This window comes from Hyphomonas sp. ske169 (genome assembly GCF_056850855.1).
Map to the genome: position 1 here is coordinate 389042 of NZ_CP096146.1, position 15391 is coordinate 404432.

A 15391-nucleotide genomic window follows, 5' to 3' on the forward strand; every position below is an offset into this window, starting at 1 on the left:
TGGGCTTAAGCCTCCCACCAATCTCGATTGTCTCGGCGAAGCATCAGCCGGGCTTCGACCGGTCCGTCTTCAAGGCCTGCCTGATAGGATCGCATTGGCACATCTGCCTGCTCCCAAGCAGCGAGCAAACCGTCCACCCATTTCCAAGCCGCTTCGACTTCTTCGCGGCGCATAAACAGCGAGAGATTTCCGCGAACGACATCCATCAAAAGACGTTCATAGGCATCTGGGTAACGAACCAAGAAATTATCCGCATAGGACAGGTTCAGCGGCAGCGATTTGATCCGCAAACCGCCCGGCCCCGGTTCCTTGATCTGTAGATATAGCCTCACGCCTTCATCGGGCTGGACATTGATCACCAAGCGATTGGATTGGCTCTCAATACCGCCGAACATCGAATGGGGCGTATCCCGGAACTGGACGACAATCTCTGAATGCCGGTCCTTCATCCTTTTGCCGGTGCGCAGATAGAACGGCACGCGCGCCCAGCGCCAATTATCAATCGCCGCTTCAATCGCCACGAAAGTTTCAGTGTTACTTTTCTCGCCAAGCTCGTCGATATAACCCGGCACCGCTTCACCATCCACAGCGCCTTTCACATATTGCGCGCGAACGGTCTTTTCACCGGCATCTTCTGCAGCGATTGGGCGGAGTGCCTCAAGGACTTTGATCTTTTCGGTGCGGATCGCATCGCCATCAATCGAGTTTGGCGGCTCCATCGCAATCAAGCATAGCAATTGCAGCAAATGGTTTTGAACCATGTCGCGCAAAGCACCGGAGCCATCATAATAGCCGACCCGATCACCGACCCCATAATGTTCAGATACGGTGATCTGAATGTGATCAATCGCGGTGCGATTCCAAAGCGGCTCGAACAATGAGTTGGCAAATCGCAGCACCATCAGGTTCTGAACCGTTTCTTTGCCGAGATAGTGGTCGATCCGGTAGATACACTCCTCAGCAAACACGGCGCCGACACCAGCATTGATCGCGCGCGCAGATGTCAAATCCGTGCCGACAGGCTTCTCAAGAACCACGCGAGACGTGCCCGCATTCAACCCAGCTTTGCCAAGCGCTTCACAGATCGGCACATAGATTTTCGGCGTTACCGCCAGATAGAAAACCAGCGGCCGATCATCTTGGATCGTTAGCAGATTTTTCAGATCGTCCCAATCCGCATCGGGCTGCGTCGCGTCCATAGCGACATAGTGAAGGTGCTTCTCGAACTTCTTCCACTCCGTTTTGTTGAGACTATCGGGTGTCGCCTCTTCGCAAGCCTCAAAGGCAAACGCGCGAAACGCCTGATCGTCCATCTCCGATCGTGAGACACCGATGATTCGAGAATCCTCGGGGATCTGTCCATCCGCCCAGCGATGATACAAGGCCGGCAAAAGCTTCCGGCGCGCCAAATCGCCAGTGCCGCCAAATATTACAATGTCGAACGAGCCAACGGGAATAAACTCCGCCATACCGCTCCCTTTTTATATCGTTTTTCCAGGCTCGGTATGCGCCGATGTGACAGCGGTGTCAACGCTTCAGAGGGATCCCGAAGGCCAATTCATAGAGCGCCAAAAAGAAAAGGCCCGACCTGCGCAGGCCGGGCCCCATATTTGGGTTTAATTCAGCTGATACTAGTTCCGGCTTTTATCAACCAAACGGTCATTCTGCGCCCAATGCATCATACCGCGAAGCTTCTCACCGACCTCTTCGATCAAGTGGTCATTGGTGCGCGCCCGCATCGACAAGAAAGATGGCGCGCCAGCTTGGTTTTCGAGCACCCAATCGCGAGCAAATTTGCCCGACTGAATATCATCAAGCACGGCCTTCATGGCTTTCTTGCTCTCGCTGTCGACGACGCGAGGACCGGAGACATATTCGCCATATTCAGCCGTGTTCGAGATCGAGTAATTCATGTTCGCGATGCCGCCCTCATAGATCAGGTCAACAATCAGCTTGGTTTCGTGAAGACACTCAAAGTACGCCATTTCAGGGCTGTATCCGGCTTCCACTAGAACTTCGAACCCTGATTTGATCAGTTCGACAATTCCGCCGCAAAGAACAGCCTGCTCACCAAACAGATCGGTTTCTGTTTCTTCTTTGAACGAGGTTTCAATGACGCCTGCGCGGGTATTGCCGATGCCCTTTGAGTAAGACAGCGCAACATCTTTCGCCGTACCGGTTGCATCTTGATGGATCGCAACCAGGCCAGGCAGACCAAAGCCCATCTGGTACTGCGCACGTAGCGTGTGGCCTGGGCCTTTCGGCGCCGACAGAGACACATCCACACCGGCTGGCGGGCGGATCAGATTATAGTGGATGTTGAAGCCGTGACCGAACATGATGTGCTGACCGTCGCGGACATGCGGTTCGATCTCATTAGCCCAAAGGACGGCTTGTTTCTCGTCCGGCACCAGGATCATCACGACGTCAGCCCATTGGGTGATTTCGCTTGGGCTCATCACGGTCAGGCCTTCGGCTTCCGCTTTCGGCTTTGACGCTGATGTGGCCTGCAAACCAATGCGGACATCCACACCATTGTCTTTCAAGTTCAGTGCGTGGGCGTGGCCTTGGCTGCCATAGCCAACAACACCAACTTTCTTGCCCTGGATCAGGGCCAGGTCTGCGTCCTGCTCGTAATAAATATTCATCTCTACATTACTCCTTAGAGGGTCATTCTCGCGGCCTGCAGGGCCGGTTCAATTTCGGTTGAAGGTAAAATTTCGAGGCGGTTACCGCGTCGCGCCAGGCTTTGCTCCAGCATTCGCAACTGGCCGAGCGCTGAGGCATCGATTGTTTGAACTGAAGTCAGATCAAGCTGGCAATCGCTTGGTTTTTCAGCAGCCAGAGCCAAACTCTCTCGCAATCCATTTCGGGTCTCGACCACCAGATCACCGGACAGCGAAAGCGCGGAACCATTAAAGGCCGCTTCTATGGGCTGTACGTCACGTTTCGGTCGAGATGCTTTCTTGAGCGGCCCCAGATTGCCATGAATGATCGCGAGAAGATCTTTGCCATCACTCCAATAGCGCTTCCAAAGCGCGGGCTCTGCGCAAATCCGCCACGCCCATTCTAAGCCCAGACGCGATACCCATCCCGGCGCCCGCCGGACAGATCCAGCGACAAAATCGACGACGGCGCCCAAATGAGCGATCACCGGCGCGTCGAGTTCGGATTGATTGCGTTCGATCCAATCTTGCCCTTTCGCAGCACCGAGGGAGACAATGACGAAGTCGGGTTTGGCCTGGTTGATTTTTTCGCGGATCTCGGCGGAGCTCATGCTCTCAACGTCTCCAAATCCTGGATTGTGCCATCCGGCCGCGATCAAACGCCCCTGCTCTCGCTCAAGGGTATCGTGCGCTGCTTCTGCTGCCCCGTCGCGTCCACCAAAAAAGAAGATCCGTATCGGCAGCGCCGCCTCTGATCCATCTGTGCGTAGCCGCTCAAACAGATCCGCTCCGGCCACGCGTTCTTTTAGCGGCATCCCAAGTTGACGCGCCAGCCAAACCACAGGCGCCCCATCGGGTAGGCTAAGATCAGCGTTGATGACTTGGCGCAGGGCGTGGTCATTTTTCAGCGCGCGGACCATCCAATTCACATTCGGTGTCACGAAAGACAAACGCGTTCGCGTCTCGACCGCCCGCTCGATCAGGCGCGCGGCCCCATCAAGAGTGACATTGTCGAGCGGCATCCCAAAGATAGCCCAGACATCGCGGTCGAACGGTGAGCTCATCCTTTTTCGGCACCTCGCTTAATCGATAGGACACCGGTACGGCTAACTTCGACCAGGCCCAGCGGGTCCATCAACGCGCAAAATTGGTCGATCTTGTCGCTGGCGCCAGTGAGCTCAAAGATGAAGCTCTTATTCGTCGTATCGATTACGCGGGCGCGAAAGATCTCGGCAATCCGCAACGCTTCAACGCGTTTCTCACCTTCACCAGCCACTTTAATCAAAGCAAGCTCGCGCTCGATGCCGCGCTTGGATCGCGTGATATCGGTAACGCTGGCGACGGGCACCAATCGGAGAAGCTGCGCTTCGATTTGTTCGAGCGTTTGCGCCGTCCCGGCAGTCACGATGGTGATCCGCGAGCGGTGGCGATCACGATCCACTTCGGCCACGGTTAGGCTCTCAATATTATAGCCGCGCGCGGAGAATAGCCCGACGACCCGGCCCAATACGCCGGGTTCATTGTCGACGATGACCGCGAGGGTGCGGCGCTCATCATCTGCTTCGACATGGCTCATATCATAGGCACTGGCTGGGCTATCGCTCACTGTACGGTCTCCTTGCGTTCCCCGAACTGCACGCCCGGGCGACGCGATTTTAGCGTGGTTAGAAGCGCCTCAGCGCGCTCAATAGCATCCCCGCGCTGATCGAGCCGTTGATCATCATATCGATCGATCACCGTATCGCGGCGCCGCGGGTCAAGATGGGCTTGCAGCTCTGACACCAGCAATCGGCGGCAGTCTTCGATATATTCTGCGCTATTATCTGCAGTCGGCCCGCCCTGACGAGACAGTGCTTCCACTTCATAATAGGCATACATGAGGGCATCCAAGATGGGGGGCCGGGAGCCGCGATAAGCGCCCTCTTTTTCGCCGCCTTTGCTGCCTGGGTCGATATTTGGAAAAAACAACCGTCCGCGCTCGACGAGAGACGAGATGGCGAGCAGCATGTTCACGCGCTGCTGAAAGAAGCTTTGGTCATTGGCTTGATGCTGGCGTGTGCGGGCAAACATGGCCGCACGATTCAGCGTATCGATACAGGCATTGCCCCAGGATAGGCTTTGCGCATCAATGCTATGGCGCAAATTCTCCATCTGTAGCGCCCGCTGTTTGCGCGTTTCATTGCGACTAACCAACGCGCCGAAGACGGCGATCACAGCCGACAAAACAGCAACGACAATTTCGATATGATTGTTGAGCCATGCCAACATGTTCTCAATCCCTCTGACGATCCCAGCCTGCCAGGGGACGCTTCTGCCAGAGGCGAAGGCGAGCGGAAAGAGGCCAAATGACATCAAACAAGCTTTCGGCCAGCCTCATCGATTTCATCGCCCGTGATCTCCGACAAGATCATCTCATTGTGCGCCGCGCCTGATGGAATCATCGGCAAGCAATTTTCGGCTTTGGTGACCCGGCAATCGAAGATCACAGGTCCATCAAAATCGATCATTTCTTGGATTTTGGCATCGAGCTCTTTTGGGTCGCTGCACTCAAGCCCTAAGGCACCATAAGCCTCAGCAAGTTTGACGAAGTCTGGCAGGCTCTCTGAATAAGAGTGCGAATAGCGCTCACCATGGAGCAATTCCTGCCACTGTCGCACCATGCCCATCCACTCATTGTTGAGAATGAAGATTTTGATCGGCAAATTGTGCTGCACTGCGGTTGAGACTTCTTGCAGAACCATCTGAACAGACGCTTCGCCGGCAATATCGATGACCAAAGAGTCCTTATGCGCCGCCTGAATGCCTACCGCTGCGGGCAAGCCATATCCCATTGTGCCCAATCCGCCACTGGTCATCCAGTGATTTGGCTCTTCAAAATGGAAGTGCTGGGCCGCCCACATTTGGTGCTGACCCACTTCGGTTGAGATATAGGTCTCGCGGTCCTTGGTCAGCTCATATAGCCGTTCAATCGCGTATTGCGGCTTGATCTCGGTCTCGCTGGCCGCATAGGCAAAACAATCTCGCGCCCGCCAGGTATCGATCTGCGCTTTCCAATCCGAGATGTCTTTGGATTTGGCTTTGCCCCAAGCTTTAATCATCGCCTCTAGGGCTTTGCCGGAATCGCCGATGATCGGCACGTCTGCGCGGATCACTTTGTTGATCGAGCTGGGATCAATATCAATATGGATCTTTTTTGAGCCCGGGGAGAATGCATCAATCCGGCCGGTGACGCGATCATCAAATCGCGCGCCGACACAGATCATCAAATCGCAATCGTGCATCGCATTGTTGGCTTCGTAGGATCCGTGCATCCCGAGCATACCGAGCCAATCCTCATGGCTGGCTGGAAACGCACCAAGCCCCATCAAAGTGGAGGTGACCGGAAATCCGGTAAGCTTTTGCAGCTTGCGCAGACCTTCGCTCGCGCCTGGGCCGGAATTAATGACGCCGCCACCTGTATAGAAAACCGGGCGCCGCGCCTGTTTCATCATTTCCACCGCGCGCTTGATCGCCTTCGGATCTGGCTCGGTTTGCGGCTTATATGTCGCTTTGTGAATACCGTCTTTTCCGACATAGGATCCGCTGGCGAATTGAACGTCTTTTGGAATATCGATCACGACCGGACCGGGTCGCCCGGTTGTCGCGATCAAGAACGCTTCATGGATCGTTCGCGCCAGTTCATTGACGTCTGTGACCAAGTAATTGTGTTTGGCGCAGCAGCGCGTGATGCCGACCGTATCGCACTCTTGGAACGCGTCTGTTCCGATCAAATGCGTCGGCACTTGGCCGGTGATGACGACCATTGGAATCGAGTCCATCATCGCATCCGTAATCGGCGTCACCATATTGGTTGCGCCTGGGCCTGATGTGACCAGCGCCACACCGGCTTGGCCCGTCGATCGCGCATAGCCTTCAGCGGCGTGTCCGGCGCCCTGTTCATGACGCACCAGCACGTGCCGGATGGAAGGTTCGGTGAAGAGCGCATCATAGATTGGAAGCACCGCCCCGCCCGGATACCCGAACATCACTTCCACACCTTGTTCCTTTAGCGCGGTGATGACGATTTCTGCACCAGTCATCTGGTCAGTTTCGGTCTTGGCCTCAGGCTTGGTCTGCGCTTCCATGATCTTGATCCTTAAGGGTTGGCAGGTTTTGGTGGGTCTAGTTCAGGTTAAAAAAAAGGGTCTCTGTGAAGAGACCCGGTTATAAGCACCTGCGGCTGACGGTTTATGACGTCAGCGCAGGTGCCTAATAACGAGTACGACTGTTGGACGCATGAAGCGTTTCCTCCCAAAAGTTAATTGGGGCATAACTTACCGATTATGCCCCGTCAACCTCCTTATAGAGGGCATGAATTACCCGTAATCGATCTTCAATCGAAAGACTTGGAATTCGCGGCCAAAACGGAAACTGGCGACCAATCCAGGTAAATTGCCGCTTCGCGTAGCGGCGGGTATCGCGCTTGGCGTTCTCAGCCGCCCCTTCTGCGCTCATCTCGCCACGCAAATAAGCGATCAACCACGGGATCCCATGGGCTTTCATGGCTGGGAGGTCTTCGGCCAACCCTTGTGAAGCCAGCCCGCGCGCTTCTTCCATCGCGCCTTCCATCAGCATGCCTTCAAAGCGCCGATCAATCCGCGAATAAAGTCGGGACCGGGTCGGTGTTAACGCCACGCCCAACCACTCGCCTTCGCTGAGGATCGGGCGGCCCTTCTTGCCCTGGAAGCTCGAGATGGGTTTTCCAGTTGCAAACCAGACTTCCAAGGCCCGGGACAAGCGCTGCCTATCCCCTTCGCCCAGGCGCTCGGCGGTTTCTCGATCCACTTGCTCAAGCTTTTCGCGCAGCGCTGGGATACCGCCCGCTTTAAAAATCTCGGCCACATCACTGCGAATATCTTCCGGTACTGGCGGAATCTCAGACAGGCCTTCGACCAAGGCCAAGTGGTACAATCCCGTTCCACCAATGATGATTGGAACTTTTCCCCGGCGCTGCACTTTGGTGATGACCGGTTTGACATCTTCAAGCCATTTTCCAGTGGAATACCGCTCGCTCGCGGCGATATGTCCAAACAGATGATGCTCAACGCCCTCCATTTCGGCGACTGCGGGACGCGCGGATATCACACGTAAATCGCGATAGACCTGCATAGAATCGGCGTTTATGACCTCGCCATCCAAACGCTTGGCCAGCGCGACAGAGAGCGCTGACTTGCCACTCGCGGTTGGACCATGAATTAGGATTGCAGGCTTCATAGGATTAGTCGTAAGAAGCAGGCCGCTAAGCGTAAAGCCAGGAATGCTGCGATGACCGACAATTCTCCTCGCTCCTCACATGTCGCGACAGCTGTCGCTCCGGTGAGTCACGGCTTTATGAAACTTGGCGCCAAGCTCGAGTCTGCTTGCCACGAGGCGGAACTGACTCAAACCAGCCAGGTCAGGCTTTTGGGGGCGGAAGAGAAATGGGCAGCGGTCGAGATCGCGGTCTCGATTGGTGACGCAGATATTCAAACCGTTCGCGCGCAACTGCGTGATACGTTTGCTGGGACCGCGGATGTTGCCCTCCTCCCAGTCCGCAATCGCAAGAAACGGCTGCTGATTTCAGACATGGATTCAACCATTATCCAGCAAGAGTGTCTTGATGAGCTAGCGGCCTATGCGGGCCTGAAAGACGAGATTGCCGCAATCACAGCGCGCGCCATGGCGGGCGAATTGGACTTCGAAGGCGCGCTCACCGAGCGGGTGGGAAAGCTGAAAGGCCTATCCTTAGACGCGCTTGGCCAGTGCTATGACGAGCGGATTACTCTGATGCCGGGCGGCTCCACCCTCACAGCAACCATGACAGCGAACAGCGCTTATTGCCTCTTGGTGTCCGGCGGGTTCACTTATTTCACGAAACGAGTTGCCGAAGCCGCAGGTTTCCAGGGAGATCGCGGCAATGTCTTGCTTGATGATGGCGCCGCGCTGACCGGCGAAGTCGGAAGGCCCATCCTAGGGCGCGAGGCGAAACTGGATGCGCTAGACGATGCCGCCTTCGCCAATGGGCTCAACCGCCAAGATGCCGTGGCGATGGGCGATGGGGCGAATGATCTCGCCATGATTGAAGCGGCGGGCCTGGGCCTTGCTGTGCACGCAAAACCAATCGTCGCCGAAGCCGCTGATGCCGCAATCAATGTCACCGATTTGACGACGGCGCTTTATTTCCAAGGCTATTCAGACAGCGAAATCGTCTGGCGCAGTTAGAGTCTAGCCGCGTACATCCACGTCGATGGCTTGGAACCGTGTTTGCTGGTTCCGGTAGACCCTCACCAAGAGCGGCTGACCTTCACGACCGGCGGCTTGATCCATCGCCACAAGAGCGTCTTCGGGGGTTTCAACAACCTCGAACGCCATTTCCATGACGACATCCCCTTTGCGCAGCTTACCAAAGCTTGGTCCGCGTGGAGAAACAGAGCGCACCAAAACGCCGCTAATATCAGCTGGAATGCGATAGCGACGCCGCTCATCTTCCGTCAGCTCAACAAAATCAACCCCAAGCAGATTGTCGGTCAGTGTGCTTTCAGTGTCGATCACCTCTTCTTCATCGGTGTCGTCGTCTGCATTCAACTCACCAAGCTCGAACTCGACCAAGATCGTTCGACCATCTCTGATGATTTCAACTTCGACCGACTTACCGATTTCTGTATCCGCAACGATCAAGCTGAGCGCCCGCTCATCTTTGACTTGGCGGCCGTCGAAATTGACAATCAGGTCGCCGATTTCAAAGTTGGCTTTTGAGGCTGGCCCGTCATCGGTGATGCGGGTAATGATGACGCCCGTGCCTTCGTCCAAGCCATAGGCTTTGGCGAGATCTCTATCCGCGTTTTGAATGTTCACCCCGAACCAGCCGCGGCGGGCTTTACCGAATTCAATCAGCTGCTCGCTGATCTGGCGGGCGAGATTGGAAGGAATCGAAAAGCCAAGCCCAACCGAGCCCCCGGTCGGCGTAATGATCGCTGTGTTCACGCCGAGCACTTCGCCATTTAGATTAAACAGCGGCCCACCCGAATTGCCCGAATTAATCGCGGCATCGGTTTGGATATAATTGTCGTAATTGCCCGATTGAATGTCACGGTTTCGCGCCGACACGATGCCGACGGAGACAGATCCACCAAACCCAAACGGGTTACCAATCGCCATCACCCAATCGCCGACTTGGGCGCTTTCACTATCTGCCCATTCGACAAACGGAAACGGTTCGTCCCGTTCGACTTTGAGCACAGCGATATCAGTCGCTTCATCGGTTCCGATCAGCTCGGCTCGCAGCGTGCGGCCATCAGCGAACACGGCATTGATCTCATCCGCACCGGTAATCACATGGTCGTTCGTGACAATCAGGCCATCGGCTGAAATCACGAAGCCTGAACCCAATGCGCCTTCTTGACTAAAGCCTTCAGGATCACGACCAAAAAACGGATTGAACTCGCTGAGCGGTTCACCGTCTTCAAACATTGGCAAATCATTGGCGATGACTTTTGAAGTGGTGATGTTCACCACCGCTGGCATTAATTGCTTCGACAGCTGGGTGAAACTATCAGGACGCGCTTGATGGTCCTGCGTGTCTGTGCGCTCAAGGATATCCGACAAGGATTGTCCAACCGCGGGATGGGCGGCGAGCATGACAAGAGCAAGGGCAGAGACGGTCTTACGCATCAAACGGTTCTCCTAAGGATGTAACACATCTTATCCCTAACTAAGGCGTTATCTGGGCAGCGTGCAAGCCTTTCTCACCCGCCAAACCTCACCATTACGTAAAGGATCAGCCCACCAATCGCCATCGACCATAGACCTGATTGGCGGATCGTCGCTTCCGGCATCTCTGAAAGCCAAGCGCCAAAGCGTTTCATGGCGTCCGGCATGCCTGCATAGATCGCCCCCTCAAGCAGGAACCACATGCCAATGCCCGCCAGAATTATTGTGAGCATTTTCGCCGCTCCCGAATCAAAAGCCCCGCCGCAGCATAGGCTGGGCGGGGCTCAGTGAATATGGCTATTTTACCTAACGCCGTGCTGTGCCGTTGACACGCGCTTGGTCGATAAACTCGTCACAGATGCCGAGATTATCTGGTCCAACCACCAATTGCGTGCCTTGCGTGAAAGCCTGCTCACAGGCGATCAAGGCGCGTTGGAAGCGGAAGAATTCACGATCTTGCTCATAGGCTTCAGCGTAAATTTCGTTCCGTTGCGCGTCGCCCTCACCTCGAATTTGCTCCGACTCTCGACGGGCTTCCGCCAGCAAGACTGTCCGTTCACGTTCGGCTTCCGCACGAACAAGCTTCGCGCGCTCGTCACCTTCGGCTCGAATTTGCTCGGCCTGCTGGTTTCGGGTTGCAGCCATCCGGTCGAACACGCGTTGGGATACATCTGGCGGCAGGTCGACACGCTTGATCCGAACGTCGATAATATCAATGCCGCGTCCCGCAATCGCGGTGCTTAGCTCGTCACGAATTTGATCCATCAACTCAGAACGCTGACCAGAGATAATCTCTTCTGGTAATTTATTACCGAGCGCGTTTCGGATTTGCGTATCGGTGAATCGAAGCAGCTGATTTTGCGCTTCGCGCTGCGTGCCCAATCGCTGATAGAACGCTAGGGGTTCTGAAATCCGCCAACGCACAAAGGCGTCAACAATCAGCTGCTCTTGGTTTGACGCGAAGACTTCGATGTCTGGAACGTCCAAGCCAAGGTTTCGCTTATCATAAGTGACAACAGATTGAACGAATGGGATCTTAAACTTGAGCCCCGCCTCGTCTGTGCCAGGTTCATTGTAGGCTTCCACCGCCGCACCAACTTGCAGCACCAAAGATTGCTGGCGTTGGTCAACGATGAAGAATGAATTGAGCACTGCAACAAGCGCAGCGATCACAGCAACAATGCCAATAACTCCAAACGGTTTCATGACTAATTCCCTCCGCCGCTTCGGTTGACCCGGTCCAGGGGCAAATATGGCACCGCACCAGAATCACTATCGAGGATCAGCTTGTCTGTTCTGTTCAGAACACGCTCCATCGTCTCAAGATACATACGCTCTCGCGTGACTTGCGGCGCTTTTCTATATTCGTTCAAGATCTGCACAAAGCGATCGGCTTCACCCGTCGCATCGGCGATCACACGATCTCGATAGGCTTGCGCTTGCTGCAGAATTTGCTGCGCTTCACCACGCGCCCGCGGAACAATATCGTTGGCGTAGCGATTGGCTTCTTGGACCAGACGCTCGGCATCCTGACCGGCATTGATAACGTCGATAAAGTCTGCGCGAACCGGAGCTGGCGCCAGTGCTTCTTGGATCTCAACGTTTTCGATCTGAACCCCTGCGCCATAATCGGCGAGCAATTCTTGAAGCTGATCCCGGACAATTCTCGCGATCTCACCACGGCCAGTGGTCAGCACCGCATCAAGGGTCGACTTACCAACCACTTCACGCATGACACTTTCCGCGGCCGCTTTTACCAACGGCGTGCCGTTATCGATGTTGAGAATGAAATCCTGCGGATTTTCACCATCATAATACCAGAACACGCGGAACTGGACGTCGACAATGTTCTCATCGCCCGTCAGCATCAAGCTTTCAGCCTGATTGATCCCGATCTGCGTGTCTTGTTGACGCTCAGATGGCAACACTTCGTGGGTTTCGATTGGCGCTGGCAGATGGACGTGCAGGCCTGGTGCGAAGTTCTTTTGGTACTCTCCAAACCGGAACACTGCGGCCCGCTCGCCTTCGTCTACGATTACGACACCAGTGGCCAACCAAGCCACTAAGGCCACGACGCCGAGAACCAAGAAACCGCCTGGTCCTAGATTTGGGCCGCCTCGACCGCCACCGCCGCCACCGCGACCGCGGCGTGAGAAACGTTCCTGCATTTTGCGCATTTGCTCTTCAATATCGGAGCCGCCGCCCTGACCGCCGCCACCGCCGCCGGGTCGTCCCCAGGGAGAGCCGCCGTCGCCATTGCCGCCAGAACCGCCACTGCCCCACGGCCCGCCATTGGCCTTGGGAGGCTCGTCGCCATTTCCACTATTATCGTTCCAGGGCATTGCCCCTCCTTTTGGTCACACCAGATCTCTGGCTTTTTATCTCTCTGGTGCCTATTTGCGTTCTATCGGCCCCTTCATCAAGGACATAGCCCATGTTTTGGGACAAGAAAGAGCGTATTCCTCTATCAGATGCGACAATAAGGACTGCCCTCGGGTCACCAGAATGGCTCTCAGGGGTTCGAATCGGTGAGAATGGTCAAGTAACTCTCGTCATCGAAACCAGCGCTGACGATCTCGCATCCGCCGAGAAAATCCGCATCGATGCAGAGGCACTGACCGCAACAATCGATGGCGTTACCGATGTCCGAACCGTCCTCACTACGGAGGCAGCGCCCGGTACAGCAAGTCCGCCAAGCGTGCCAATCCATGCCAGCGCACGGCGCGTTAAAAAAGGGGCGCGCCTGTCTGATGAGGCGCTGTCTCAAGGGCAACCGGACCAAACCTCCCAAATTGCGCCGATTGAAGGGATTTCGCGGATCCTGGTCGTGGCCAGCGCGAAAGGCGGGGTCGGTAAATCCACCGTTTCGGTGAATCTGGCGGCAAGCTTTGCGAAACAGGGATTGCGCGTGGGGCTGCTAGACGCGGACATATATGGCCCCTCCATCCCAACCATGCTCGGCGTACCTGACGCCAGCCCTGACAGCGACGCGAACCAGAAGCTCGTCCCAGTTGCCGCGCATGGCATTGAGACCCTATCCATCGGTTTTCTCACAGATCCTGATGCGCCTATGATCTGGCGCGGGCCAATCGTGCAATCCGCGATCACGCAAATGCTCAATGACGCGGCATGGGGCACGCGCGAGAATCCATTGGACTTGCTGATCATCGACACACCGCCCGGCACCGGCGAAGCGCAGCTCACTCTGGCGCAACGTGTGCCTGTCGACGCCGCGGTGATCGTCACCACTCCGCAAGAAGTAGCACTTGCTGATGTTCGCCGCGGAGCCGCCATGTTTGCTAAGACCCACGTGCCAGTTCTTGGCATCATCGAAACGATGAGCTGGTTTGAAGACCCTGCTGGGACGAAACACTATTTGATGGGGCAAGGCGGCGGCAACGACATGGCACGCGCGCTTGGCTTACCGCTGCTCGCCCAGATCCCGATGGTCCAGAGCATTCGCGAGGGCGGAGACCAGGGCACTCCTGCCGCCTTAGATGACGGCCCTGTCGGCGCGCTCTTCACATCTGTTGCCCGAGAAGTCGCGCTCAGCCTCGATGCGCTGCAAACCAAACCCGCCCCGAATATTGTTTTTGAAGATTAGAGGCAATTAACGCCCTGATCGATCAAATTTCATAGATCAAATGAACCGTGATTTCGGACTTTCCTTGTACAGGTGCTACAAGGGACTTTAGTAATGCTGAGTACGTCATCACGTTTACACACTGCTGTTTATGCGATCCTACTGTCGGTCGTATTGATTAGCGCGACTGTGCATTTCACGGCATTCATAGCGCCGTATCTGACGGCGTATGGAATTAATACGGTAACTTATACGGCCGTTATCGCTTCGTGTGTGCTGGCGCCGCCCGCGTCAATCATCATGGCGATCTACTCCCACAAATTGATCAAAGTCCAAGAGCAATTGCTCGAGCTTGCGACCACAGATCCACTTACCGGTTTGCTGAATCGCCGCGCCTTTGCGCATCGATATGATCGTGAATCTGCGCGCTATCGCCGAACCAACCGGCCGCTCTCGCTTCTCTTGATTGATCTCGATTATTTCAAAACAATCAATGACAAGCACGGCCATGCAGGTGGCGACGCCGCGCTAAAGATACTCTCAGACCATTTGCGAACAACCTGTCGCTATGGAACAGACGATGTCGCGCGTTGGGGCGGCGAAGAGTTTGCCGTCTTGCTCTCAGATTCAGGCCATCAATCTGCATTGCGCGCCGCAGAACGCCTGCGTCGCCAAATCGAGACGCTGCAGCTTGCTTTCAATGATGTTCCGATCCGATTGCAGGCCAGTATCGGAGCGATCGTTTGCCGCAAAGATGAACCGCTCGAGCAAGCGGTACAGCGCGCGGATCTCTGTTTGCGCCAGGCCAAGGATTTAGGCCGCAACCGGGTCATGGCTTATCCTGAAGAGCTTATGAGCACGCCTGACGAGAACGCCTCAGTCGCCTAGCCGATCAGGCACCCACATTCCTTAAAGCCTTCGGTGAAGTTCGATCAATCGATCGAAACTTTGGTTTACGTGTTTTTGAAATAACCACCTGCGTCGGCGCGATCCTGCGCTGCGAACGAAGGGCCACCGAATGCAGGGCTTAGCGCTCTATCGTGTTGAAGATTACCAGCTGCGCATTCGCGGAGCCTCGGATGGGCTGTTAGATTTGTCTGACCCGTTCCTCACCATGGCGTTTGTGGGACCTAAGCGAAAACCCATTCGAATTACCGAAAATTTGAAGATCTTTGCCTGGCGGATCAAACGCCACACATTTGTCGACGGCTATGCCCCGCCGATTAGTGTCAGTGCTTGCCTCACCCCAGCCTTTCAGGTCACCGCAAAAGGTCTCATTCGGACCGACCACGCAGACGCGACGTTCGCACAATTGAAGAAACTCGGCACCGGGCCGTATATGATCGAGATCGAAGCGCAGGAGCTGGCAACGGATCTTAAACTGCGTGACGCTTTAGAGATCGATCTCTACTAG

The 15391-nt window shown here is 55.5% G+C and carries 15 protein-coding genes; 4 read left to right on the forward strand and 11 right to left on the reverse strand.

The window, feature by feature from the left end; genetic code table 11:
- Window positions 1-5: 5 nt before the first annotated feature.
- The 7 genes from zwf to miaA all read right to left on the reverse strand — a co-directional run bounded on the left by zwf (window position 6) and on the right by miaA (window position 7919).
- Window positions 6-1469, reverse strand: a complete 1464-nt coding sequence (gene zwf, locus MY069_RS01950) for a glucose-6-phosphate dehydrogenase (protein ID WP_482795396.1) — start codon at window positions 1467-1469, stop codon at window positions 6-8.
- Between the two features lie 162 nt (window positions 1470-1631).
- Complete coding sequence (gene ilvC, locus MY069_RS01955; protein ID WP_482795397.1) at window positions 1632-2648, reverse strand: ketol-acid reductoisomerase; 1017 nt, start codon at window positions 2646-2648, stop codon at window positions 1632-1634.
- Between the two features lie 14 nt (window positions 2649-2662).
- Window positions 2663-3730, reverse strand: coding sequence for a WecB/TagA/CpsF family glycosyltransferase (locus MY069_RS01960; protein WP_482795398.1), 1068 nt, complete (start codon window positions 3728-3730; stop codon window positions 2663-2665).
- On the reverse strand, window positions 3727-4242 hold the full coding sequence (gene ilvN / locus MY069_RS01965) for an acetolactate synthase small subunit (protein ID WP_482796740.1): 516 nt from the start codon (window positions 4240-4242) through the stop codon (window positions 3727-3729). Before ilvN ends, MY069_RS01960 begins: the two co-directional genes overlap by 4 nt.
- A 26-nt stretch (window positions 4243-4268) precedes the next feature.
- The gene (locus tag MY069_RS01970) at window positions 4269-5018 is read right to left on the reverse strand and encodes a hypothetical protein (RefSeq protein ID WP_482795399.1); all 750 of its coding nucleotides are present in this window, start codon (window positions 5016-5018) and stop codon (window positions 4269-4271) included.
- Window positions 5018-6790, reverse strand: coding sequence for an acetolactate synthase 3 large subunit (locus tag MY069_RS01975; RefSeq protein WP_482795400.1), 1773 nt, complete (start codon window positions 6788-6790; stop codon window positions 5018-5020). The genes MY069_RS01970 and MY069_RS01975 overlap by 1 nt, the downstream gene beginning before the upstream one ends.
- A 196-nt stretch (window positions 6791-6986) precedes the next feature.
- The gene (gene miaA, locus MY069_RS01980) at window positions 6987-7919 is read right to left on the reverse strand and encodes a tRNA (adenosine(37)-N6)-dimethylallyltransferase MiaA (protein ID WP_482795401.1); all 933 of its coding nucleotides are present in this window, start codon (window positions 7917-7919) and stop codon (window positions 6987-6989) included.
- Between the two features lie 51 nt (window positions 7920-7970).
- Between miaA and serB the strand changes: the two genes are divergently transcribed.
- A complete protein-coding gene (gene serB / locus MY069_RS01985) occupies window positions 7971-8906 on the forward strand; it encodes a phosphoserine phosphatase SerB (protein WP_482795402.1) in 936 nt (311 codons plus the stop codon).
- Window positions 8907-8909: 3 nt separating this feature from the next.
- Here serB and MY069_RS01990 read toward each other — a convergent pair whose 3' ends face one another.
- From MY069_RS01990 to hflK, 4 genes are all read right to left on the reverse strand, one after another.
- Window positions 8910-10355 carry a Do family serine endopeptidase gene (locus MY069_RS01990; RefSeq protein WP_482795403.1) on the reverse strand — a complete coding sequence of 482 codons (1446 nt, stop codon included), beginning with the start codon at window positions 10353-10355 and terminating at the stop codon, window positions 8910-8912.
- Between the two features lie 74 nt (window positions 10356-10429).
- On the reverse strand, window positions 10430-10627 hold the full coding sequence (locus tag MY069_RS01995) for a DUF2065 domain-containing protein (RefSeq protein ID WP_482795404.1): 198 nt from the start codon (window positions 10625-10627) through the stop codon (window positions 10430-10432).
- A gap of 73 nt (window positions 10628-10700) precedes the next feature.
- A complete protein-coding gene (gene hflC, locus MY069_RS02000; protein WP_482795405.1) occupies window positions 10701-11600 on the reverse strand; it encodes a protease modulator HflC in 900 nt (299 codons plus the stop codon).
- Between the two features lie 2 nt (window positions 11601-11602).
- The gene (gene hflK, locus MY069_RS02005; protein ID WP_482795406.1) at window positions 11603-12736 is read right to left on the reverse strand and encodes an FtsH protease activity modulator HflK; all 1134 of its coding nucleotides are present in this window, start codon (window positions 12734-12736) and stop codon (window positions 11603-11605) included.
- A gap of 92 nt (window positions 12737-12828) precedes the next feature.
- Here hflK and MY069_RS02010 point away from each other — a divergent pair, with 92 nt between their 5' ends.
- The 3 genes from MY069_RS02010 to MY069_RS02020 all read left to right on the forward strand — a co-directional run bounded on the left by MY069_RS02010 (window position 12829) and on the right by MY069_RS02020 (window position 15391).
- Window positions 12829-13998 (forward strand): Mrp/NBP35 family ATP-binding protein, encoded by a 1170-nt coding sequence (locus tag MY069_RS02010; RefSeq protein WP_482795407.1) that lies wholly within the window; start codon window positions 12829-12831, stop codon window positions 13996-13998.
- A gap of 93 nt (window positions 13999-14091) precedes the next feature.
- Window positions 14092-14865, forward strand: coding sequence for a GGDEF domain-containing protein (locus MY069_RS02015; protein WP_482795408.1), 774 nt, complete (start codon window positions 14092-14094; stop codon window positions 14863-14865).
- A gap of 130 nt (window positions 14866-14995) precedes the next feature.
- Window positions 14996-15391: a hypothetical protein gene (locus MY069_RS02020; protein ID WP_482795409.1), complete on the forward strand. Its 396-nt coding sequence runs from the start codon at window positions 14996-14998 to the stop codon at window positions 15389-15391.

Bases quoted from the DNA above. Each gene is read 5' to 3' on its own strand.
- zwf (WP_482795396.1), bottom strand. From the start codon at position 1,469: ATGGCGGAGTTTATTCCCGTTGGCTCGTTCGACATTGTAATATTTGGC.
- ilvC (WP_482795397.1), bottom strand. From the start codon at position 2,648: ATGAATATTTATTACGAGCAGGACGCAGACCTGGCCCTGATCCAGGGC.
- MY069_RS01960 (WP_482795398.1), bottom strand. From the start codon at position 3,730: ATGAGCTCACCGTTCGACCGCGATGTCTGGGCTATCTTTGGGATGCCG.
- ilvN (WP_482796740.1), bottom strand. From the start codon at position 4,242: ATGAGCCATGTCGAAGCAGATGATGAGCGCCGCACCCTCGCGGTCATC.
- MY069_RS01970 (WP_482795399.1), bottom strand. From the start codon at position 5,018: ATGTCATTTGGCCTCTTTCCGCTCGCCTTCGCCTCTGGCAGAAGCGTC.
- MY069_RS01975 (WP_482795400.1), bottom strand. From the start codon at position 6,790: ATGGAAGCGCAGACCAAGCCTGAGGCCAAGACCGAAACTGACCAGATG.
- miaA (WP_482795401.1), bottom strand. From the start codon at position 7,919: ATGAAGCCTGCAATCCTAATTCATGGTCCAACCGCGAGTGGCAAGTCA.
- serB (WP_482795402.1), top strand. From the start codon at position 7,971: ATGACCGACAATTCTCCTCGCTCCTCACATGTCGCGACAGCTGTCGCT.
- MY069_RS01990 (WP_482795403.1), bottom strand. From the start codon at position 10,355: ATGCGTAAGACCGTCTCTGCCCTTGCTCTTGTCATGCTCGCCGCCCAT.
- MY069_RS01995 (WP_482795404.1), bottom strand. From the start codon at position 10,627: ATGCTCACAATAATTCTGGCGGGCATTGGCATGTGGTTCCTGCTTGAG.
- hflC (WP_482795405.1), bottom strand. From the start codon at position 11,600: ATGAAACCGTTTGGAGTTATTGGCATTGTTGCTGTGATCGCTGCGCTT.
- hflK (WP_482795406.1), bottom strand. From the start codon at position 12,736: ATGCCCTGGAACGATAATAGTGGAAATGGCGACGAGCCTCCCAAGGCC.
- MY069_RS02010 (WP_482795407.1), top strand. From the start codon at position 12,829: ATGTTTTGGGACAAGAAAGAGCGTATTCCTCTATCAGATGCGACAATA.
- MY069_RS02015 (WP_482795408.1), top strand. From the start codon at position 14,092: ATGCTGAGTACGTCATCACGTTTACACACTGCTGTTTATGCGATCCTA.
- MY069_RS02020 (WP_482795409.1), top strand. From the start codon at position 14,996: ATGCAGGGCTTAGCGCTCTATCGTGTTGAAGATTACCAGCTGCGCATT.